This window comes from Granulicella tundricola MP5ACTX9 (genome assembly GCF_000178975.2).
GTDB classification, from domain to species: domain Bacteria; phylum Acidobacteriota; class Terriglobia; order Terriglobales; family Acidobacteriaceae; genus Edaphobacter; species Edaphobacter tundricola.
In genome coordinates, this window is sequence record NC_015064.1 from 2,983,216 (window position 1) to 3,003,210 (window position 19,995).

The 19,995-nt window shown below is 56.9% G+C and carries 18 protein-coding genes and 1 pseudogene; 14 read left to right on the top strand and 5 right to left on the bottom strand.

What is annotated here, in order from left to right:
* Nucleotides 1–28 precede the first annotated feature (28 nt).
* From ACIX9_RS12735 to ACIX9_RS12745, 3 genes are read left to right on the top strand one after another with little or no spacing between them, the layout of a single operon-like run.
* A complete protein-coding gene (locus tag ACIX9_RS12735; protein WP_198152097.1) occupies nt 29–1,222 on the top strand; it encodes a tyrosine-type recombinase/integrase in 1,194 nt (397 codons plus the stop codon).
* The gene (locus ACIX9_RS25845; protein WP_041597095.1) at nt 1,219–2,571 is read left to right on the top strand and encodes a hypothetical protein; all 1,353 of its coding nucleotides are present in this window, start codon (nt 1,219–1,221) and stop codon (nt 2,569–2,571) included. The genes ACIX9_RS12735 and ACIX9_RS25845 overlap by 4 nt, the downstream gene beginning before the upstream one ends.
* Complete coding sequence (locus ACIX9_RS12745) at nt 2,535–3,392, top strand: site-specific integrase (RefSeq protein WP_041597096.1); 858 nt, start codon at nt 2,535–2,537, stop codon at nt 3,390–3,392. The genes ACIX9_RS25845 and ACIX9_RS12745 overlap by 37 nt, the downstream gene beginning before the upstream one ends.
* Nucleotides 3,393–3,456: 64 nt before the next feature.
* Here ACIX9_RS12745 and ACIX9_RS26945 read toward each other — a convergent pair.
* A pseudogene (locus tag ACIX9_RS26945) lies at nt 3,457–3,882 on the bottom strand (ArdC family protein); the annotation flags it as partial.
* A gap of 343 nt (nt 3,883–4,225) precedes the next feature.
* Here ACIX9_RS26945 and ACIX9_RS12750 point away from each other — a divergent pair.
* A complete protein-coding gene (locus ACIX9_RS12750) occupies nt 4,226–5,389 on the top strand; it encodes an IS481 family transposase (protein ID WP_013580898.1) in 1,164 nt (387 codons plus the stop codon).
* 90 nt (nt 5,390–5,479) lie between these two features.
* Here the strand turns inward: ACIX9_RS12750 and ACIX9_RS12755 are convergent, their stop codons facing one another.
* Nucleotides 5,480–5,884, bottom strand: a complete 405-nt coding sequence (locus ACIX9_RS12755) for a MerR family transcriptional regulator (protein WP_013580899.1) — start codon at nt 5,882–5,884, stop codon at nt 5,480–5,482.
* Between the two features lie 38 nt (nt 5,885–5,922).
* On the opposite strand from ACIX9_RS12755, the gene ACIX9_RS12760 reads away from it, so the two are divergent.
* Nucleotides 5,923–6,456, top strand: coding sequence for a hypothetical protein (locus ACIX9_RS12760; RefSeq protein ID WP_013580900.1), 534 nt, complete (start codon nt 5,923–5,925; stop codon nt 6,454–6,456).
* A gap of 221 nt (nt 6,457–6,677) precedes the next feature.
* On the opposite strand, the gene ACIX9_RS12765 is transcribed toward ACIX9_RS12760, so the two are convergent.
* Entirely contained in the window at nt 6,678–7,331 is a 654-nt protein-coding gene (locus ACIX9_RS12765) for a Crp/Fnr family transcriptional regulator (protein ID WP_013580902.1), read from the bottom strand.
* 515 nt (nt 7,332–7,846) lie between these two features.
* Between ACIX9_RS12765 and ACIX9_RS12775 the strand changes: the two genes are divergently transcribed.
* The 3 genes from ACIX9_RS12775 to ACIX9_RS27735 all read left to right on the top strand — a co-directional run bounded on the left by ACIX9_RS12775 (nt 7,847) and on the right by ACIX9_RS27735 (nt 9,404).
* Nucleotides 7,847–8,125, top strand: coding sequence for a cold shock domain-containing protein (locus ACIX9_RS12775; RefSeq protein WP_013580903.1), 279 nt, complete (start codon nt 7,847–7,849; stop codon nt 8,123–8,125).
* Nucleotides 8,126–8,164: 39 nt separating this feature from the next.
* On the top strand, nt 8,165–9,055 hold the full coding sequence (locus ACIX9_RS12780) for a response regulator (protein WP_013580904.1): 891 nt from the start codon (nt 8,165–8,167) through the stop codon (nt 9,053–9,055).
* 91 nt (nt 9,056–9,146) lie between these two features.
* Complete coding sequence (locus ACIX9_RS27735; protein WP_408609731.1) at nt 9,147–9,404, top strand: sigma factor; 258 nt, start codon at nt 9,147–9,149, stop codon at nt 9,402–9,404.
* A 403-nt stretch (nt 9,405–9,807) separates the two neighbouring features.
* Here ACIX9_RS27735 and ACIX9_RS23855 read toward each other — a convergent pair whose 3' ends face one another.
* Complete coding sequence (locus ACIX9_RS23855) at nt 9,808–11,271, bottom strand: nuclear transport factor 2 family protein (RefSeq protein ID WP_013580906.1); 1,464 nt, start codon at nt 11,269–11,271, stop codon at nt 9,808–9,810.
* 103 nt (nt 11,272–11,374) lie between these two features.
* Here ACIX9_RS23855 and ACIX9_RS12795 point away from each other — a divergent pair, with 103 nt between their 5' ends.
* A complete protein-coding gene (locus tag ACIX9_RS12795) occupies nt 11,375–13,807 on the top strand; it encodes a winged helix-turn-helix domain-containing protein (protein ID WP_013580907.1) in 2,433 nt (810 codons plus the stop codon).
* 117 nt (nt 13,808–13,924) lie between these two features.
* Nucleotides 13,925–14,761 carry a helix-turn-helix transcriptional regulator gene (locus tag ACIX9_RS12800; RefSeq protein ID WP_013580908.1) on the top strand — a complete coding sequence of 279 codons (837 nt, stop codon included), beginning with the start codon at nt 13,925–13,927 and terminating at the stop codon, nt 14,759–14,761.
* Nucleotides 14,762–14,775: 14 nt separating this feature from the next.
* On the opposite strand, the gene ACIX9_RS12805 is transcribed toward ACIX9_RS12800, so the two are convergent.
* Nucleotides 14,776–15,423 carry a hypothetical protein gene (locus ACIX9_RS12805; RefSeq protein ID WP_041597098.1) on the bottom strand — a complete coding sequence of 216 codons (648 nt, stop codon included), beginning with the start codon at nt 15,421–15,423 and terminating at the stop codon, nt 14,776–14,778.
* Nucleotides 15,424–15,583: 160 nt separating this feature from the next.
* Between ACIX9_RS12805 and ACIX9_RS12810 the strand changes: the two genes are divergently transcribed.
* The 4 genes from ACIX9_RS12810 (at nt 15,584) to ACIX9_RS12825 (ending at nt 19,696) form a co-directional block, all read left to right on the top strand.
* Nucleotides 15,584–16,390 (top strand): helix-turn-helix domain-containing protein, encoded by an 807-nt coding sequence (locus ACIX9_RS12810; RefSeq protein WP_013580910.1) that lies wholly within the window; start codon nt 15,584–15,586, stop codon nt 16,388–16,390.
* 65 nt (nt 16,391–16,455) lie between these two features.
* Entirely contained in the window at nt 16,456–16,995 is a 540-nt protein-coding gene (locus tag ACIX9_RS12815) for a nuclear transport factor 2 family protein (RefSeq protein WP_041597099.1), read from the top strand.
* Nucleotides 16,983–17,864, top strand: a complete 882-nt coding sequence (locus ACIX9_RS12820; protein WP_013580912.1) for a helix-turn-helix domain-containing protein — start codon at nt 16,983–16,985, stop codon at nt 17,862–17,864. The genes ACIX9_RS12815 and ACIX9_RS12820 overlap by 13 nt, the downstream gene beginning before the upstream one ends.
* Nucleotides 17,865–18,073: 209 nt before the next feature.
* A complete protein-coding gene (locus tag ACIX9_RS12825) occupies nt 18,074–19,696 on the top strand; it encodes an amidohydrolase (RefSeq protein ID WP_013580913.1) in 1,623 nt (540 codons plus the stop codon).
* The last annotated feature ends 299 nt before the right edge of the window (nt 19,697–19,995 follow it).

The following is a 19,995-nucleotide window of genomic DNA, read 5'->3' on the forward strand; positions in this document are numbered from 1 at the left end:
TGCGAAGCGAAGTTCAGATGAGATCGGGGTGCGTTTTCGCGTCTGCGACGGCGACGGTAGAGTCATGCCGTTGTGTGATGAGTTTCTTTTCCAACTCCGGCTGCGGGATTGTTCTGTGTACACGCAACGTGCGTATGCACTGGGCTTGGCGCATTTCTTTACATGGCTCGGCGCGAACGGTGTCGAACCAGAGCGAGTTACGCGCCAGGTCATAGGCCGGTATATCGCAGACTTCGGGGAGAGCGAGCCGGGTGGTGCCGTGACGACGCGAGCTGCGCCGAAGGCGCGAAGCGCACGCACGGTAAATCACCGCCTCAGCGTGTTGGCTTCATTCTTCGATTTCCATATTCGTCGCGATACCGAAGACGGCGCCGGTCCCTGGTGTGGCCGCACGAACCCTGCATCGGGCAAGCTGCTCGACCGCGAGTTGCGGCACGGTATGATGGGCCGCGATCTGCCGCCGCGTACACGGCAACGCGATGGCTTTCGCCGCAGAGTGCCTTATGAAGTGCCGAAGCGTATCGAGCCGGAAGAAGTTCAGAGGTTGATCGACGCTGCTTCGTCTTTTCGGGACAAGGCGAATCTTACGCTGCTTTGCCGCACCGGCCAACGGATTGGCGATTGGAACGAGAGTGCCGGAAGGCACGGCATTCTAGGGATGTCTCTGTCGGATGTCGACCGCAAGCGCGGCCTGATCGTCGTTCGCCTCAAGGGTGCAAGAGACGAACATCGTGTCCCCGTCACCGACGATTTCTGGCCCGTGTACGAGCGCTATCTCAAGGAAGAGCGTCGCACAGCCGAAGACTGTGAAGCGCTCTGGATTGCTCTGCGGAAGGGACGCGGCAAGCCTTTGACCTATGCAGCGTTCGAGTCGTCGCTACGCTACATTGGCGGCAAGGCAGGTGTGCCCGTCCATCCCCATCTCTTCCGCCACACGCTCGCACAAGGCGTTCTCGACCTGACCGGCAACCTCAAGATCGCCCAGGAGATCCTCGGACACGCGCATATATCGACCACAGCGGACATCTACACGCGCGTCGATCCGGTGTCTCTTGTCACCGCACTGGCAGCGGCGAAGTCCAGCTTCGACGCCGCACACCGTCCATCGTTGAACGTTCCCAGCGAAGAACGACGATATGTCTTCGACTACGACGCGGATACCATTGCGGAGCTCGAAGACGCCGTGAACAACCAAGCACTCACAAGGAGACCGCACCCATGAAGCCGTCCCTGACTGACCAACTCTACGACAGAGCTGCCTTGCTCTTACGATCCGACGAAGTCATTGCGTCTCTTCGCCTGACCCATGAAGACAAGAGCAAGATGCGAGGCGCATGCAAGCACCTCGCGGACGCACTCGATGGTTGCGTGGGGATCACGCTTCAGCAGCGATGGCAAGACTTTGAAAAGACTGTCTGGCCTCGATGGGCCAGCAACATAGACAGGCCTTGTACGCTGTGGACCTGGGGCGCACGCGTTCTCGTGCCAGCTCGCATCGTAGTTCCCAGCATGGAGTGGCTCTGCGATTTGCGCGTCAACCAGTGGGTCGTGCGCTTTCCCGAAGACGATGTACTGGTCCAGCAACACACGCTACTGCTACAGGCAACGGCAGGCATTCGGTGGGCCTCGCCGCACTCACGGCACCTCGCTGTATCGAGCGGACTGCGTCTGCTGCTGACTCGCGGCTATACGACTCTCAACGAGATTCAGGATGACGACCTCAAGCAGCTCTCCACCCACTACTCGAAGGGGACCGATGTTCTCGACGCGGCGTTGTGCGCGCTCGGCGTCTTCCCCCGCACGCCCAGGCATGGATCGACACGCCACAGCCGCCGGCGACTCCTGACCGTAAGTGAGATCGTTGATGTCTCGCGCACGCCCGAAGCCTTCCGCGTGATAACGGTTCTTTACCTTGAGGCGTATGTCGCCCGCGTCAGCGACAGTTACACCACCCGCAGACATAAGGCGATCGCATTCGCGCATTTCTGGCGCTACCTCGCGGAAAAACACCCCGAGGTAACGAGCCCCGCGCAGGTGCGGCCACTCCATCTGCGCGAGTATATCCCCCACATCATGGCCCATGCGCTGACCGTAAGACGGGGCAACAAGACCGAGGAAAAGGTAAGCATTACGGCTAATTCCTGGCTTACCGACCTGCGCACCTTCTTCAGCGATCTTTGCGCTTGGGCACTCGAACCCGATTCGCCATTTGCCCACTTTGCTCCGCCAACGGTGCCGCTCACCAGGCACTCGCTGCTGGGGCTTGGCTTCGAGAAGGCACGCGAACGGACACGCGCACGCATCACCGCAACCGTGCTCGACCTCGAACGAGAGATGCCTGCGATACGTTCCTTCGCGCTACGGCGATGGAACGAGGCAACTGTTCGTGTGGCGAGTTTGCCTGCTTCGCCGAAGCCGTGGACGCAAGAGACCGACAGCTTCTGGGACTGGGCGCTGCTGGAGTTGCTCGTGCAGAGCGGTCTGCGCATCGAGAGGCTTCCGATCTCACCACCCTCGACATCCTCAAGCGCAAGATGCCCGATGGCCGCATCTATTATCTGCTCCATGTGAAGCCCTCGAAGTTCGACCGCGCTCGCGTCCTGCCCATCGGTGACGGGTTGGGCCGCGTCATCGCCGAGATCGTCCGCCATGTGAAGCGATTTCATGGCACCAGCCATGTGCCCATCTGCAACCACTGGAACCTCGCGCAGAAGAAGCCTCGACCACCGGCACCTTATCTCATCCAGGCCATTCGGCACCCCAGCGCTCCGGGACTCCAGACGATCCGCGCACGTATCAAGAGCCTATCGACCAGTGCGGGTGCGCGCCGCGCCGATGGATCGCCGCTGGTCCTGCTGCCTCACGATTGCCGGCGAGTCTTCGCCTCCGAACACCTGAACAACAACACGCCCGTCCACGTCATACAGGCCCTGCTCGGACATGCCTCGCTCGATACCGTCATGATCTACGCCAAGCTCTATCCCAGCCAACTGATCGAAGAGTACCGCAAGACCATGCGCGGGCTTTACAACGCCCACTATGGAGAGGCTGGACTCAAGAACCCCACTGCCGAAGAGTGGTCTGCCTTCGCCGCCAGTTGCAACCTGCGCGATATGGGAACGCACCTCTGCGCTCTGCCCACGGGAGAACACTGCCCCAAAGGACTACTCTGCCTCGGCTGCACCCACGCTCAACCGAAGAAGAGCGCCGTACCTGTCTTCCGTCGCATGCTCGCGAGCCATCAACGAAGTCTAAGCGCAGCCAAAGGACACAACGAACCAGCAGGACAGATCGCTGCCCGCGAACTGGAACTCGTCCGCATCCAGACCGCCTTGCAACGGGCCTCCGAACTGAGCGATGATGTGGCTGCTGCCATCGAGGCGCATGCCTGACATCCGCTCCCTGCGGCGGCGCACGGTGGCCAGGCCATGCCGGGCGCAAATCACGAGATAATCTGTCGAAGACGTAGGCATTACGAAAACCGACTAGAACGCGGGTGTTCTGCCTGGTGATGTCCCTTTCGGCCTCCTCATCCTTCTTCCGCTTGATGCCGACGATGGGAGCGAGAATGCGGATACCGCGCTCTCCCTTCCTCACTTTCCGTCCAAGCTGATTCCATGCGTACAGGCCAGCTACGCGGGTTGCGGTCGGCTTCTGCCTAGCGATCTCCAAGATGTTCCCGAAGGAATAGTTATGAAAACGGCTCATGGCGTCGAGGTAGGCCGTGAGTGCATCGCTGTGTCCTGCCTCTAGCTGCTCGATGAGGCTCTTCACATTGGCGGCGATGATCTCTTTTGCTGTCTGCCGTTGCTGCGGTTGTTTAGGGTTTTCGCTAATCGGGGTAACGGGGGCGGTGGGGGCGGTGACGATTTCGGTATTCATGGTTGCTTCCTCCTGTGGGCAGTTGCACTGGCTGTTGCCGTTGAATTGGCAGCGGCGTGTACATACATGCCGAACGCCTCCTGGCGAAGGCGGGGGGTAGCAACTGCAAGGGGAGGGGTCTCTCCCACCCTTGAAATGAAGCGCAGCGAGAATGGAAAGGGCGTGCGAAGCGAGGGCTGCACAAGCGCAGCGCGGAAGCCTGGGGATACCCCTTGCGGGCGCGAGGGGCGGAGCTCCTGAGCGTACTTAGCACTTGCGTTACGAAATAGACCGGAGACATGGTTTACAGCGAAGCGCGACGGTAACGGACACGGGCCGTTTGGGTGACACACGACGATGGTGTATGCCCTGGAAAGAGAGTCGTATCTTGGATCAACGTTTGCAGTTCTTATCGAGTTATCAGAAGGAAGAGATGTCAGTAGCGGACCTGTGTCGCGCGTATGGAATCTCACGTCCAACGGCCTACCGCTGGATCAACCGTTACAACGAGACCGGACCAGAAGGACTCGTGGATCGCAGTCGCCGGCCGCATACCTGCTCGCACGCAACCCTTGAGCCGATGGAGAACGCTATTCTCGTGCTCCGGGCCAAGCATCCGTCTTGGGGCGCACGCAAACTCAAGGCAAGGCTGGAAATGTTACAGCCAGAACTGGTATGGCCTGCAGCTAGCACATTCGGAAACATCCTGAGCCGCGCGGGCTTGACGAGTCCACAGAAAAAAAGAAAACGCATCACGCCTTGCTCAGAGCCGTTCTCAATGGTCACGGGACCCAATCAGCTGTGGTGTATGGATTTCAAAGGCTACTTCGTGACGGGAGACGGCAAGCGATGCGATCCGTTTACGATAACCGATGCGTATAGCCGTTATTTGATTCGTTGCCAGATTGTCTCGCGCATAGACCTTAGCCAGGTTCGAGCGATCTGTGAAGCAGCTATGCGGGAATATGGAATGCCAGCTCGTATCAGGACCGACAACGGCGCGCCGTTCGCGGGCACGGGGCTCATGGGACTTTCGAAGCTTGCGCTCGGCTGGATGAAGCTCGGGATCGTGCATGAGCGCATTCAGGCAGGCCGACCGCAACAGAACGGTCGTCACGAGCGCATGCATCGCACGCTGAAGGAGGACACGACGAAACCGCCTGCATCATCTCTTCGTGCTCAGCAGAGCCGATTCGATAATTTTCGCTACGTCTTCAATAACGAGCGCCCACATGAGGGCCTGAAGAACGCAGTTCCGGCCAGTCTCTATCACCCCAGTTCTGTCCGACTGCCACGCAAATTGCCGGAGTTCACGTACCCCAAAGGGCTTCTTCTGCGAAAAGTGAATAACAGTGGCGACATCAGCTGGCACAAGACAAGAATTTTCATCAGCGAAGTATTCCGCTTCGAAGAGCTCGCGCTTGAGCTAACCACACCGGGGTTCTACAGAGTTTACTTTCGAGACCTCGAGGTCGGAGAGCTAAATGCGGAAGAGCTTCGTTTCAGAGCTGCACGAAGAGTCGTTTGAGCTCGATGAGTGAATTGGCCTGTTCTCGTCAGTTGAGAATGGATGGCCGCAATTACTGCTGAGCCTCTCTTAGGCGGTCGAACAACTTGGTCAGGCATTCGTCAGAGAGGCAATGAGCCTGCACTCCGCGCTCGACTGCTTTCCGTCACATGACGAACCGATGCGTCGAAGCTCGAAAGCCAAGCGCTTCAGATCGGTGATCTTAGACTCCACCTCTTTGAGGTGATCTGTAGCCACATTGCAGACATCGGCACAGGTCGGAGACTGACAAGCAGAGAGTTGTAGCAGGTCTTTGATCTGCACCAGGGTGAAGCCAAGTTCCCGACATCGCCGTACAAAGTTCAAGCGTTGGAGATGCTCCTGAGCGTACACGCGATAGTTGCCGGACGTTCGTTCGCAAACGGGCATCAACCCGGCCTGTTCGTAATAACGGATGGTAACGACCTTAACGCCAGCCTGCTTCGCTAAATCGCCGATGCGGAAGAGTGCGCTCATATTGACCCTATAGCCACTATAGACTTTAGGATCGCTGCATGAGATGGTTCACGCTTCTACTGGCATTTTCAGTGGTTTCAACCTCGTACGCCCAGGTAGTAGGACACAGCGCGCCTCCGCTTGACGATGATCCGAGCGTCATCCTTGAGCTAGGTGCTGCTACGAGTTGGACTACCACGGGAGGCGCTGCGAGCTTTGCCCCTAATCTCGCGGCGGAGACCACTCCAATCGAAAATTGGCTGGAGATTGAGGCTGGCGTTTCGCCCTTCTTCACACGGAACTCCACCGAATGGGACACGGATTTCCTTTTCAAGAAGCCATGGACACTTTCTTCGAAAGCCGAGTTCATGCTCGGGGTCGGGCCGGAATGGGTCTACCTTCGGCAGCATGGAACAACATCCAACTCAATCGCGGGCGAGGTCGCCGGAGACTTCATGTTCTGGCCCAATGGCAAACACCGTTTTGGTTGGTATCTGGAACCGGCTTATGACTACAACTTCATGGCCGGTCATCAGCAATCTATTGGTATGAGCGCAGGCCTTTTAATCGGCATCAGACGACAACGTCATTGATGCTGGCATGTTTCTCTCTATGATCTTCGATTTCTTCCGATAAACGCTCATCCCAGTCGGCACATATCACTGACGAGATGCCGCCTTGACGGGACTAATCACGGGACAGTTGCCTAAGGACGCTGTAGGTGTATTTCAGGTGCTGATTGGGGACTGAAATCCTCATGCATAAGTTGCTTTTCCAGTTCTTGGGAATGCCTTTGAGGTTTTGTCTGAATGGTTCAATCATGAAGGATCACCTGCAAAAGCGATTTATTGACGCGAATGCGCTCGTCATAGTCGATGAAGCCCAACTTTCGAAATCGATTGAGAAAGAAGTTGACTCGCGACCGAGTACAGCCAATCATCGCCGCTAAAGTTTCCTGACTGATGTCTGGTACTAAGGTCTCGGTCACGCCTTCTTTGCCGAAATTTGCGAGCAAGAGAAGTGTCCTGGCGAGTCGCTTTTCGCTCGAATTGAAGAGTTGATCAATCAGGTCCGCTTGGATACGGTTTGTTCGAGCGAGCAGATGTGCGATGAACAGGCCGGACATCGCAACCTCGGCGTCCACTACTCTTTTCATTTCTATTTTGGTAAGCCGGAGAAGCACACAGTCCGTAAGCGCCGTGGCAGAGGCAGAACGAAATGGCTGTAGAGTCGACATGCATTCTTCCCCAGCGAAATCCCCAGGATTCAGAAGCGCAATCGTTGCCTGTTTACCGGACTCCGAGACCACCGTTAGCTTAATGGTGCCATCTTGCACATAGTAGACGGCATCACAAGTGTCGCCTTGAGCGTAGATTGGAGAGCCCTTACTGAAAGAGGCAATGGTCTTCCCAACCCCCGCTTTTGAGAGGAACTGCTGCACATCGAAGGTTTCGAGAGAGTCCGCCATAGGGTCGTCCGATTTCACCGCTAGATGGCCGGTTATCACTCCGATAGTAGTCCTCTTACTCCGATTCCGTTCAGCTGTCTGCCTCCCAGGGGACGCTACTAAATCTTTGTGTGCTAAACAGAACAGCGGGACTTTGGCATTATCGCCATAATCGACGGAGCTATCGAATGCACCCTCGATAGTTCCGTGATGCATCGTCACGTCTTCTTAGGCAGGTATCGGACATGCTTTGCACTCTGGGAATCGAGCTGATTCGGCAATACGAGACTGCTGTAAAAGATCGGGATGTCGCGAGAGACATCTTGCTCACGTCTTCGGCGAGGCATTATAAAGTTCGAGAGCCACCCTTTGAAGACCTGATGTTCGTCGCGAAGCAAAGATACAGTCAAGCTTTTGTGGCGTGGGTCACCCATCGAGGATCGTGCGCGGAATGTCAGATCGTGTACGGAACAGACGATCAGTTGCAATTCGTTTCTGTATGAAGAAGTCTTCCAGTACGAAAGGACGATAGGGCTATGGCGCAATACTTAGGCAAGGTGATGTGGTTCAGCAACGCGAAGGGATTTGGCTTCTTAAGCCGTGACGGCGGTGCCGATGTATTCGTTCACTTTAGCGCAATCGTCAACGACGGATACAAAAGCTTGGCAGAAGGTGAGGACGTTTCATTCGACGTTGTCCAGGGTGACAAAGGACCGCAGGCCGCTGAGGTGCGGCGAGTCGTCATGGGGTCGACCCAAGCGCCAGAAGACCCAAGAGTGCCTTCAGCCGTTCATTTGCAAGTAGCTGGCTCGTAATGTCACGTTCCTTTTGCCAGCAAAAAGTGAAGGCGACAGATGACTAGTATCAATCACGCGGTTGCGACAAAAGACGACGAAGGGCACACTGCGGAGATCCCGCGACTCCTGCTCGTTGATGACAACGAGATGGTTCGGCTTACGCTCGCAAAGATTTTGGAAGGTGGCGGCTTCAACGTAGCTACGGCCCAAAGCGTCAACGAAGCCTTGAAGCTGATCGGTTCTCAGCCGTTCGACGCGCTACTCAGCGATCTCCATATGCCCGGAGCTGGCGATGGACTGACGGTCGTCAGCGCCATGCGGCACTTCAATCCGAAGGCTGTCACGATCATCTTTAGCGGGTTTCCCGAGATGAAAGAGGCCGCAGCTGCAATTCTGCTGCAGGCGGACGAAATCCTTGTAAAACCAATGTCGCCTGATGTTTTGATTCAAACCATCAAAGACAGGCTGAAAGCTGGAGCGAATGCGGTTGGACGAGTCACACAAACAGTCGCTTTCCTCCTGGAGGAAGACACTCAGATAACAATCGACGACTGGTTGTTACGCGTGAATCTGGAACCGGATGTGATCACCGTACGTCTTTCTACCGAGAAGCGCTGCGCTCACCTCCCTCATCTATTCCGTGATCTCATCACTCGCCTTCGCAAGCCGCTACCGCTGGGGACACGTGCATTGCCCTCGGCAGCTGCAGTCGCTCACGGGCTCGCGAGACGTGAACAGGGATATACCGCAGCAATGATCGTCGAAGAGTCCCGAATGCTACAGGTAAGCATCTTTCAGACGCTTCAAAACAATCTGCATCGTGTTGATTTCAGCCTCCTGCTGCTCGCCGTGATGGCGATCGCGGACGAGGTCGATTCGCAATTAGCTCAGACAATGGCAAGCTACATCGCGGAAGCCAAGGTCGATCTCCTCCCGGTTGTCGCGTGACTGGTTTAGGGCCGCTATGAGTACGGCTGGTGTTTTCGCTCAGTCCGACGCGATACTCTTTGCGAGGGTTCAGGCAGGTGACGAAAAGGTCATGGGGCTCCTTTACGACTTGTATTCCTCGGTCGTTTATTCCATTGCACTAGCGGTCGTGAGCAGTACGGACAATGCGGAAGATGTCTTGCACGAGACCTTTATGCAGCTTTGGAGAGAACCTACCAGCTTCGCCCTGCGTGACGGGAGTTTGAAGGCCTCTTTAGCGACGAGTACATTTCGCCGGGCAGTTCAAGTTCGGGATAAATACCAAGCCGCAGCGTTCACGGCTTCCAAAAACAAGGAGGAAACACTGTGAACACTACTGCTGCGGCGACCCGAATTGAGAACAAGTTGACGATTTCGCGTCGGTTCGCGGGCCGATTCTCGGCAACAGCGAGGTAGCTTGTTTCATCCGGAAGAATGCTCCCCATCGGCTATTGTGCCGCTCCAAAAGCGCACATGCCCTGCGCGGATCGCGATAAGCCAATAATTGCGAAAACTCCCGGTAAACGCGCGCTAAGTCAGCGGTGATGACGATGAGTACAGAATCGCCAAGGCGCTCACCGACGCTGTTTCGGGCGATGGAAACGCGAATTGGCCTGATACCGAGAAACGAGCTTCGATCTTCTGAAGCTACGGCCCAAGAATGAAGGACGGGTCTGCCTGCAAAGGCGAACTTGCCCTCAGCCTAATCCCGCGGCTTTGGCGGAGCACCTTCCTCAGACCTCTGGCGTCACTGCTACATTGTGAAATTCAGTGATCCACCAAACTCCATTCTCCTTGACGAGGACGAGTAAAAGCTTGTTCCGTAGAATTCCATCCTTGCCGACCGGCAGCCCGGAATAGAGCTTTTGGAACCCACTTAGTTCTCCGGACACATCGACCACAGCAACATCTGGCCGGACAAAACGCAGTTTGGTGATGGAACTCTTCGAAGTTGTTCCTTTGAAAAAGGTTTGCCCAATTTCTTTATGGCGCTGGATAAACTCTTCGCGCCCGAAACGCACAGTGCCAAATATGTTCGTGAAGCTTACATTTTCGGTGACATGATCGGATGGATTCGAGTGAACCAGCGCCTCAATGGCCTTGACGTCTTCTGGAGAGCCATCGACTTCCGTCGTTGGGGTAACGTTCGGCGCTGCGAGTGACACTAGATCGAGGGTCGGGTCGGGGTGACCATAGACGGCCCCGCCGTCGATGCCGACGTAGGTGGCTTGGCGGGCGATCTGCACCCATGTGTCGCCGACTTTCTGCCAGACATTGGTGAAGCGGCGCTTGAGTGGTTGGCCGGCCATGGGTCCGTTCGCCATGACGATGTCTTCGTGACCCATCTCGATCGCAACGTCCTTCGAGACGAAGAAGGCATCCTGATAAACCTGGCCGCTTTCATACTTGAGCTTGTCTTCGCGCATGGCGGCAAAGACCTGATCGCGGGTGAGGATGTTATTGCCGGGACTGTTGACAACCATGGCGGGAGACCAGAGCTTCTCGAGTGCGGCGAAGTCCATCGTGGCGATAGCGTGGCCGACGGCGCGCCCATTGGCGTCGATCTGGGCATGAACCGCTGCATCTTCGGGCGCGGGTAATGGGGGAGTAAAGGAAGTGGTGACCGTGCCTCCCAGGATCGCTCCATCGAACCCGACGTAGGTTGCCTGACGTGCGATCAGAACCCAATCGTCACCGGAGCGCTGAAAGATGTTCGTTGATCGGCGCACGATATGCTTGCCTGCCATCGGACCGTCGGCCGTGACGACGTCGTCGTGGCCCATGTCGATGGCCACTCCGTTGGTGACGGCGAAGAGTTCAGTCATGCCTTTGAGACTGGTGTAATTGAGACCACCGTGGTGCATCGACTCGACAACCTGGTCTCGGTTCACGATCTTGTTGGTCGGACCGTTGACTACGAGGGATGGCGACCAATATCTCTGGAGGATTGCAAAGTCATGGGTGGCGATGGCGCGGCCAACAATCGAGTCTTCGGCGCGGATCCTGCTTTGGATGGCGCTGATATCTGGCAAGGTGTTCTGGGTCTGAGCAGCAGCCGTGTGCGGAGCGGTCACAAGCGAGAGGACGACAGTCGCCAGAATCGCGAATTTCTTTATGCATGTTGCCGGGTTGTTGAGAGATGATTTCGAGGGCGGTGGGGTACGATGCATCTTGAATGCCTCCAGTGTTTTGCGCATGGGTCATCCTCGCCCGAAGCGCTGGAAGCGTCGCGTGATTGCCATGAAGTTCTTCCTAGGTTTTTCCTAGGGCCGCTACGGAGCATCAAATTGAGGGTCTCGGTTGGTCTATCTATTTGAAAAGTTTGAACTTGACGACTCAGGCTTCTGTCTCTTCCACGAGGGCCGGCGAGTCCCGCTTGAGCCCAGGGCGCTGCGAGTTCTGCTGCTCTTCGTCCAAAATCCGGGCAAACTGCTTCAGAAGGACTTCATTCTTGAGAGCGTTTGGAAGGCCACATTTGTAGAGGAAAGCACGCTAACCCGCGCGATCACGATCCTACGCAAGCAGTTGGGAGATGATTCGCGCGCTCCAACCTATATTGAGACCGTCCCAACTCTGGGCTATCGGTTCATTGCGAAGGTCGAGACCCTGTCGGCCGCGGAACCAGGCGAAACTCACCCCGATGCCAAGCCCAGCGTCAACCAGACTTTAGAACCACTGCCGCATCCCCTCACGCTGGAAGCCGATCAAGATCGATTCCCTCCATTCGCCAAGGTTAATGAGGTTCTAACCCCCAACCCTTTGTCCCGAAAGCATGAGGGTAGGTCAGTCAAATGGAGGAATTGGTACCTCCTGGCGGTTTTGCTTCCAGTTGCCGGAGGAGCTGAGCTTTGGATACATTTTCACCATCAGCCAATTCTCGAAGAGAAGAAAGCTGTCGTGCTCAGCGATTTCGAGAACTCTACTGGAGATGCCGTATTCGACGGAACGCTTCGCGAGGGCTTGACCGTTCAACTGGAGCAATCTCCCGTGCTCAGTCTCATCTCCGAGCCGCGCATTCGGAATACGCTGCGCATGATGAGCCGAAATCCGGAGACGCGGTTGACGCCGGTGTTGGCTCGGGAGATCTGCCAGCGGACTGACAGTGCCGCGATGCTTGATGGCTCAATAGCCTCGCTGGGAAGCCAATATGTGATCACGCTTCACGCAACGAACTGCAACACCGGAGAGGTTCTCTATACGGAGCAGGTCCAAGCCGCCAGGAAAGAGGACGTGCTTCATGCCCTCAGCACCGTTGCCAGCAACCTCAGGAGCCGTTTGGGTGAATCAATATCATCGATCAGAAGCTTGGACACTCCTCTGGACGAAGCAACCACCTCATCGCTTGACGCCTTGAAGGCATTCAGCGAATCGGCCCGGGTCGAAAATGAGAGCGGGAGCGCCGCCGCGATTCAGCTTGCGCAGCGCGCTGTTGAATTGGACCCCAAATTTGCAGCGGCCTGGGCCATTTTGGGCCGCTTGTATGGAGATATCGGACAGGAAAAATCCTCCGCGGAGAGCACTGCCAAGGCCTATGAGTTTCGTGACCATGCCAGCGATCACGAAAGGTTCTTCATCGTGGCTTCGTATGAGATGCAGGTTACTGGGAATCTAGAAAAGGCGGAACAAACCTGCGAAACCTGGGCACAGGTTTATCCCAATGACGCCGGGAGCTACGGCTTCAGGGCCGGCCTGATCCTCAGGGTGTTCGGCCAGTACGACAAGGCCATCGAAAACGCCGAGCATTTGGTTGGCATTCATCCAGACTTCGCCATGGCATACCACTTTGTCGCTCTCAATGACATAGCGCTTGGCCGCTACAAGGACGCGCAGCGCATCGGCGAGCGCGCGTCAGCAAGGAACTTTAAGATTCCTTACTATGCCCTCGACCAGTTTCGCCTAGCTTCTCTTACCGGAGATGAAGCAGCGATGCAGCGAGTCGTCACTATGGCGGCGAAGATGCCGGGCAGCGAGGATATGATTGCCGGCCAGCAGGCATCTTCCTTCGCCTCCCACGGGCAATTGGAAAAAGCGCGTGCGGTTTCGGCCGGCGCAATCACCTTTATGGTGCAGTCCGGTAGGCGAGAGGCGGCGGCGAGAGCGGAGAGCGGCTCTGCACTGCGAGAGGCTTTCTTAGGCAATCGCGATCAGGCGAAGCGTCTGGCGCTCGCCGCGCTGAGCCTTTCGAAGGGGCGGGATGCTCAGTACGGTGCAGCTTTCGCCTTTGCGCTTTCAGGCGATTCAATTAAGGCCGAGGCGCTAGCGAGTGACCTGGAAAAGCGTTTTCCCGAGGACACGTCAGTGCGTTTTCACTATGTCCCGACGCTTCGCGCGCTCGTCGCGCTGGATCGCCATGATGCAACAAAGGCAATTGAGTTGCTACAAGCCAATATTCCTTATGAACTAGGGTCTCCTCAAAGCAGCTTCTCCGGTTTCTACGGCGTGCTCTATCCCGTTTATGTGCGAGGTATGGCTTATCTCATGATGCATCGCGGCAACGATGCGTCTACTGAATTCCGCAAGGTTCTAGACCATCCTGGAATTGTTGCGAACGACCCAATAGGAGCGTTGGCTCACTTGGAGCTTGGAAGAGCCTACGTACAGTCGGGGAATTCAGTTGGAGCGCAAGCCGCCTACAAAGACTTCCTTGCCCTGTGGAATGCTGCCGACCAGGATCTTCCCCTATTGAAACAATCGCGGCTTGAATTCGCTCGCATTGAAGACCGTAATCATTGAAGATGTCGTGTTCTTACTAGCTAGATAAAACACGTCTGCGTACGATCTACGAAACGAGGAGCGGCCTGCGAACGAGTAGCGATCGCTTCAGTTCGTTACGGGCCTCAAAGGAGCCTGATGCTTACCGTTCAAAGCGCTTCTCCCAGCCCCGCACTGTTGCCTTACATTCGGACGTATGTCCAACGGGAGGCTCACCTCGGCACACGAACGCTTATTGAGCCGGTGGTCGCGCGACTTGGCGTGATGCTTGAATTTGAATTCGCCGGATCATACGAGGTTCGGAACTATGGGTCAGAGACGGTGGAAGATCCGAACGTCATCTCTGTCATTGGACCTCAGGGATGGCGCCGCTCGCGGCTAATTATTAGGGGAGATATTGAGTCCCTGGTTGTCATGTTTCAACCATTCGGTTTTCATGCGCTCTTCGGGGTGCCGACAGCATTGCTATCGAATGCCGGGACTGAGGGGCACTCGCTCTTGGGTCGAAAGGTGTCGCGCCTTCGCGAGCAGCTTGGAAATCTGCCCACGTTTGCGCAGAGAGCGAAAGCACTCGATAGTTTCTTCCTCCGGCAGGTATCGGTCCCTCAGTCGGTCGATCCACTACAAAGGGCGCTTCATCAGCTCATGGCACCAGAGACAGGTCTGAAAGTTGCCGATGTAGCCAGACAGATGGGCGTCGGCCTTCGCCAGCTTGAGCGAAGATCCCTCGACTACGCGGGTATGTCTCCGAAGACCCTGGCCCGCATCGCGCGCTTTAGTCATGCTCTTCGCCTCAGAACAGAGCGTTCCTTGAACTGGACGCAGATCGCCCATGCCGCCCAGTATCACGACCACATGCACATGATCCGAGACTTCCGTGAATTCGCAGGGGAGGCCCCAACCTCTGCGCTGTTGGAGATAGAACCGGAGCATCTCATCCACTTCGCAATGGAGCCATCGTCCAGGCGTGGGTGAACCCCGGTTCAAGCTCATAGCAACCACTTGTCCACAACATAGCGCCAGGCATTTACGTGAGAGGCGATCACGGCGAATGGCGGCATAGTGGCCACCAGGAGCGGGACGCCCCATCGGTAAGCCCGGTGAATGGAACCTCTGCTCAACAGGTCGTAGATAGGGCCAGCAAAATAAAAGCACAATGCAATCCCAAGTGTCAGCGGATTTATCCCGTGCAGCAGTCTGCCGAACGCAGGGAAGAAGAACAGTTGTGTTGACATCAGAATCAGTCGCTTGTGCGTCTCTGCATCTCGCCGGAGTCGCAAGCCAAAGTAGACGAATATAGCGAAGAGCGCCATCTGGCCGAACGAGACCGCCAGGAGACTGTATCCATCCGGAAAGGGAAAGAAACGTCCTTGACGTGCCTGGCGGAGCGCGATTGCGGATCCAAACACTACGACACCCGTCGCGAGCAGCCCCCCAACGATACCCAGGCTGCGATGCAGCTTCATCCGTCCATACATCGCAAGCAGGTTCTGAAGCAGGTAAAACAGGATCCATCCGGTAAATATCGCTCCATGAACATGCACCCAGAACGGAATTGCAGGACTGTGGAAGTAAGTCTTTGCATAGTAAGTCTTCATGAAGCCGGCGAATACCCCAGCCGCCATCGCAAAGGCCATCCCTGTATAGAAGCAATGATCCACTATGCTTGTGTCGTACACGCTGCTGAAAGTGGGAAGCGACTGGCGAGCGACTCAGATGGATCTGCACAATGTTGAGAAGATGGACTTGCCCTACTCGAGCCCAGGGCAGAGACCTTAGCCTTGTCATGGAGGCAAGATGCTGACAACGCAAAGCGCAACGCCAGATGCAGTCCTGCAGCCATTTGTCCAGTGCTATGTGCAGCGCGTCTCGAAGAGCGGAGAGGTCATTGAGCCGGTGTTTCCTCGCGCCGGCACGATGCTTATCTTTCAGTTTGCGGATATCTACGAGGTCAAGGAGTACGCGACGGAACAACTTCGTCGTTCCTGGGCAGCAACCGTTGTCGGACCTATAGCTGCGCGCAGAACACGCCTGATTCTGCGTGACCACGTGGATTCGCTCGATGTTCTATTTCGACCGCTGGGGATGTACCGTCTGTTCGGAGTGCCGATCTCGCCGCTCACTGGAGGGGGCGCGGAAGGGCGTGCTGTATTCGGCCCGCAGATATCCTCTCTCTATCAGCGTCTCGGTAATGCGGAAAGCTTTGCCGAGCGCGTGCAGCTACTGGATCGTTTCTTTCTGAGGCGGCTACAGCAGGCACATCCGCTTGATCCGACCGCTCGCGCCATGCGCTGGTTGGCCTCTGGCAGATGTAACGTAGGGGACGCCGCAAGAATGGTCGGGATCAGCGAGCGTCAGTTTGAGCGAAGGTCCAAGCAGTGGGCCGGAGTGTCACCAAAAGCTCTGGCTCGAGTCTCTCGCTTTCAGCGTGCCATTGCAGAGTACCGGTCCGGTCACAGCACTTGGCTCGACATAGCTCATAAAGTCGGTTACTACGACCAGATGCACTTGATTCGAGACTTTCATGATCTGGGAGGCGGTGCTCCGACCCAGGTCGTCAACGAGATCCTGGACGAGCATCTGATCTCGTTTTGTTGTGGATGACAGAACCATCCAAAATGTCGCACCGGTACTATTTCCGAATCGTCCGGGGTACTTATCCTCCCCTCATGACCACTTCCGTCTCTAATCGCCGCTCGTTCTTCCTCTCCGCAGCCTCGTTGGCAGGTGCTGCGGCCGTTTCCTCTACCTTGATCGCTCAGCCCACGCCAACCAATCTGACTGCATTCCTCCAAACCTACGATGAAGCCTGGGCGAGTCACAATCCGCAGGCGATCGCCATGCTGCACGCCGAAGACGTATTGGTCGTCAATCGCTTTGGCTCCATGCTGGAAGGCCGGGCCGAGCTTGAGAAGGCTATGCAATTTCTCCATGGGCCAGGAGGTCCATTCCATAGCATCACTTTCCCCCGTCAGAAACTACTCGTAAGTCGTATGCTGAATACCGATATGGCCACTCTTCACGCCCGCTGGAAAAATCCAACAATGGGTCCCGGCGATCAGCTTGCGCACGGCAGCCAGACGCCGTGGGTCGACCTGCTCTCGACTTACCTGCTGATGCGACGTGGCAAAACCTGGCAGATCGTCCAGCACGATCTCCACAGTGTCGATCCCATCAAGTTTCCCTTCAAGACCAAATGGAACGCGTAGACGTCGATCTCGCAACCACCGCGCCGCACCCGGCGCTGCGCCGCTTCGTGCGTTATTATTCGCAGCGGCGCATCGTTCCCGGAGACGATCTCCAAGAGCCCGTCACCGCACGCCTCGGCGGCCTCTTCGAGTTCCACTTCGAAAGCCTCTATCGCATTCCCATTGTCGGCACAGACCGCTTCGAGTCCTGCGCTCCCATGCTGGTCGTTGGCCCCATCACCTACCGCCGCCTCCAACTCACCGCCGACGGCACCGTCGAGTCGCTCACGGTCATGTTTCACCCCTTCGGCCTCTATGAGCTTTTCGGCATCCCGACCAATCTCCTCACCGAGCACGCTGTCGAAGCCCACTCACTCCTCGGAAGATCCATCTCGCAGCTCTACGCCACACTCGGGGAAGCCCGAACGTTTCCCACTCGCGTCCGCCTGCTCGACCAATTCCTGCTCAAACGGCTCTACTCCAAAAGCCGGGCGCGAGACTCACACTGGGCACGCTCTCTTGCCTTGGTCTCTCAGGATCGTGGCGCACACACTGTCCGCGAGCTAGCCGCATCGCTCAACATCAGCCCCCGCCAGCTCGAACGCAGGTCGCTTGAATTCTCTGGCATGACCCCACAAACGATGGCCCGCGTCGCTCGATTTGTCCACGCTCTGCGCGTCAAACGAGCCTCGAACCATAGACGGTCCGTCAGCTGGACCGAGATCGCTCACGCCTCAGGCTATTACGACCAGATGCACCTGATCCGCGAGTTCCGTCTTATGGGAGGAGCCACGCCTACAGCCCTTACCGCGCAGCTGCAGTCCCATCACGGTGCGTCGTTGCTGCTTCGGCCGAGCGCATGGGGCAAGGCTTTCAACGAAAGCTTGTGACGGCCGTTGAACATCCCATTAGTGATGACGTTCGGCCTTCTCAGTTGGTGCATAATCGCCAAGGCGCTCACAGAGCATAGGCCGAGCTGCAAACGCGCTTTGGGCTGTTCACGTAAATTTACGAGTTGCGCTGCTGAGTCAGGCGCAACGGGTCCATTAAAGGACGACAGGGATATAAAATCGATCTCATTTACCTGGAGACCTCCTACATGAATCGCTTCCTCTTCACCTCGCTTGCCACAGCGCTTTTAGTTGCTTCCACAGCAGGTGCGCAGACGCCTTCTGCGGCGCCCGATCTCGTCCTTAGCAATGGGCACGTCTTTACTGGCGACAAGGCCAACCCGTGGGTGGAGGCTATCTCAATCCGGGGCGAGCGGATTGTGCTGGCGGGAAGCGATGCTGCCGTCATGGCCACTGCGGGTACACAGACGAGGGTGATCGACCTGCACGGCCGCATGGCCATGCCCGGAATCAATGACTCGCACGACCATGTCGGCGGTGCTGACTTCGGGGTGCAACTGCATTCTCCTCCGGGGAACGGGCCTCACGGTCCTGGGCCCGAGCCATCGGTCGCGGAACTCGCGGATGCCGTGAAGGCCGCAGCACTGACGGCACCAGAAGGTGGCTGGATAGAGGGAGAGGTCGGAGAAGCAATCATCCGGCACCCCCGAGAGACTCGGCAGGCGCTTGATGAGGCCGCAGGATACCAACCCGTCATCGTGTCATCGTGGTGGGGACATGGAGCCATTTTGAACTCCCGCGGCTTGGCAAAACTGAAACTGACTGACGCAGTGAAGGACCCCGAAGGCGGCCATTTCGACCGCGATGCCGCAGGCCATCTAACCGGTCTGCTGGAAGAAGAAGCCGCCAACGAGGTCAAACGCGGGCTGGCGGATGAGGCGGGCGTGGAACCTTCCGTCAAAGCCTTCCATGGCTATGCCCAGCGGCGTCTCGAGCAAGGCGTAACGACCGTACAGATAATGGCCACCAACCAGCGTTTGAGCTATCTGGAAAAGACTTTCGCCCAACCGGACGATCCGCTGCGGATCAGGATTATGCGCTTCCCGATGGCTCTTGAAGATGCTCGTGTGGGCGAGAAGCTGGGCACAGGGGAAGAGGTCCTGAACCCAAGGGTGCGTGTCGCGGGGGTAAAGTACGTGCTGGATGGCACTCCGATCGAGGAGCTTGCCTACCAGACCAAGGACTACGCCGATAAGCCGGGATGGCGAGGGCGTCCGGATTACTCAGTCGCGTTCATCGCCCGGCAGCTAAAGTTGGCGCTCAACGGAAAAGACCAGTTGATGCTGCACATCGTGGGCGACGCCATGACGGATGAGGTCATGGACGAGATGGAAAAACTGGCTCCTGCGGAGACCTGGCGTCCGCTGCGGGTCCGCTTCGAACATGGTGACGGCTTCACCACGCCGGAACGAATGGCGCGCGCTCACAAGCTTGGTATCGTGATCGCGCAACCACGTCCGGGCCGTCCCTGGAAGGCGCTCGAAACAGCCGGCATACCGCTGGCCTACGGGTCCGATGGCGGCATGAGCCCTTGGCTGATGTTCAGTGTGATGACGGACGCGAAGAACCCCCAGGCGATATCCACTGACGACGCGCTGGCGATCCTGACCAGCGGTTCGGCTTTTGCTGAGTTCCAGGAGACGAAGAAAGGCCGGCTAGCGCCGGGGATGCTGGCTGATGTCGCGGTGCTCTCACAGGACGTCACCACACATCCTCAAGCTCCTGTTCCGGCGACGCACAGCGTTCTCACCATCATCGGCGGATCAGTGGCTTTTCGGTCAGCGGAGCTAGGGATGCAGCAGGGCCGATAAGGTAACGATTACCATGCTTCCCGTCAGGAATGCTCCTAGATTAGTGCTAAATCGCCAGAGCACTCATGGACAAAAATCACGACGAACAGTCCTTGCGAGTAGCCCCATTGCGCTGGCTGTTGTAGCTGTAAACCCAGCGCCGCCCGGGCGAAAAGCAGGCCATGGAAATGACAGAGTATGGAAAGCATGGAAAGCCAAGGAGCCGGCTTCCCACCCTTCCCGCACTCTTTGGAAATCCCTTCGGGATTCCCACATTCCCACGGCCTCGACGACTAGATAGTTTTCTTCTCATACCTCCT

Bases quoted from the DNA above. Each gene is read 5' to 3' on its own strand.
- ACIX9_RS12760 (WP_013580900.1), top strand. From the start codon at position 5,923: ATGAGATGGTTCACGCTTCTACTGGCATTTTCAGTGGTTTCAACCTCG.
- ACIX9_RS12745 (WP_041597096.1), top strand. From the start codon at position 2,535: ATGCCCGATGGCCGCATCTATTATCTGCTCCATGTGAAGCCCTCGAAG.
- ACIX9_RS12805 (WP_041597098.1), bottom strand. From the start codon at position 15,423: ATGGCCTTTGCGATGGCGGCTGGGGTATTCGCCGGCTTCATGAAGACT.
- ACIX9_RS12815 (WP_041597099.1), top strand. From the start codon at position 16,456: ATGACCACTTCCGTCTCTAATCGCCGCTCGTTCTTCCTCTCCGCAGCC.
- ACIX9_RS12800 (WP_013580908.1), top strand. From the start codon at position 13,925: ATGCTTACCGTTCAAAGCGCTTCTCCCAGCCCCGCACTGTTGCCTTAC.
- ACIX9_RS25845 (WP_041597095.1), top strand. From the start codon at position 1,219: ATGAAGCCGTCCCTGACTGACCAACTCTACGACAGAGCTGCCTTGCTC.
- ACIX9_RS12750 (WP_013580898.1), top strand. From the start codon at position 4,226: ATGCCCTGGAAAGAGAGTCGTATCTTGGATCAACGTTTGCAGTTCTTA.
- ACIX9_RS12755 (WP_013580899.1), bottom strand. From the start codon at position 5,884: ATGAGCGCACTCTTCCGCATCGGCGATTTAGCGAAGCAGGCTGGCGTT.
- ACIX9_RS23855 (WP_013580906.1), bottom strand. From the start codon at position 11,271: ATGCGCAAAACACTGGAGGCATTCAAGATGCATCGTACCCCACCGCCC.
- ACIX9_RS12825 (WP_013580913.1), top strand. From the start codon at position 18,074: ATGAATCGCTTCCTCTTCACCTCGCTTGCCACAGCGCTTTTAGTTGCT.
- ACIX9_RS12820 (WP_013580912.1), top strand. From the start codon at position 16,983: ATGGAACGCGTAGACGTCGATCTCGCAACCACCGCGCCGCACCCGGCG.
- ACIX9_RS27735 (WP_408609731.1), top strand. From the start codon at position 9,147: ATGGGGCTCCTTTACGACTTGTATTCCTCGGTCGTTTATTCCATTGCA.
- ACIX9_RS12810 (WP_013580910.1), top strand. From the start codon at position 15,584: ATGCTGACAACGCAAAGCGCAACGCCAGATGCAGTCCTGCAGCCATTT.
- ACIX9_RS12765 (WP_013580902.1), bottom strand. From the start codon at position 7,331: ATGGCGGACTCTCTCGAAACCTTCGATGTGCAGCAGTTCCTCTCAAAA.
- ACIX9_RS12775 (WP_013580903.1), top strand. From the start codon at position 7,847: ATGGCGCAATACTTAGGCAAGGTGATGTGGTTCAGCAACGCGAAGGGA.
- ACIX9_RS12780 (WP_013580904.1), top strand. From the start codon at position 8,165: ATGACTAGTATCAATCACGCGGTTGCGACAAAAGACGACGAAGGGCAC.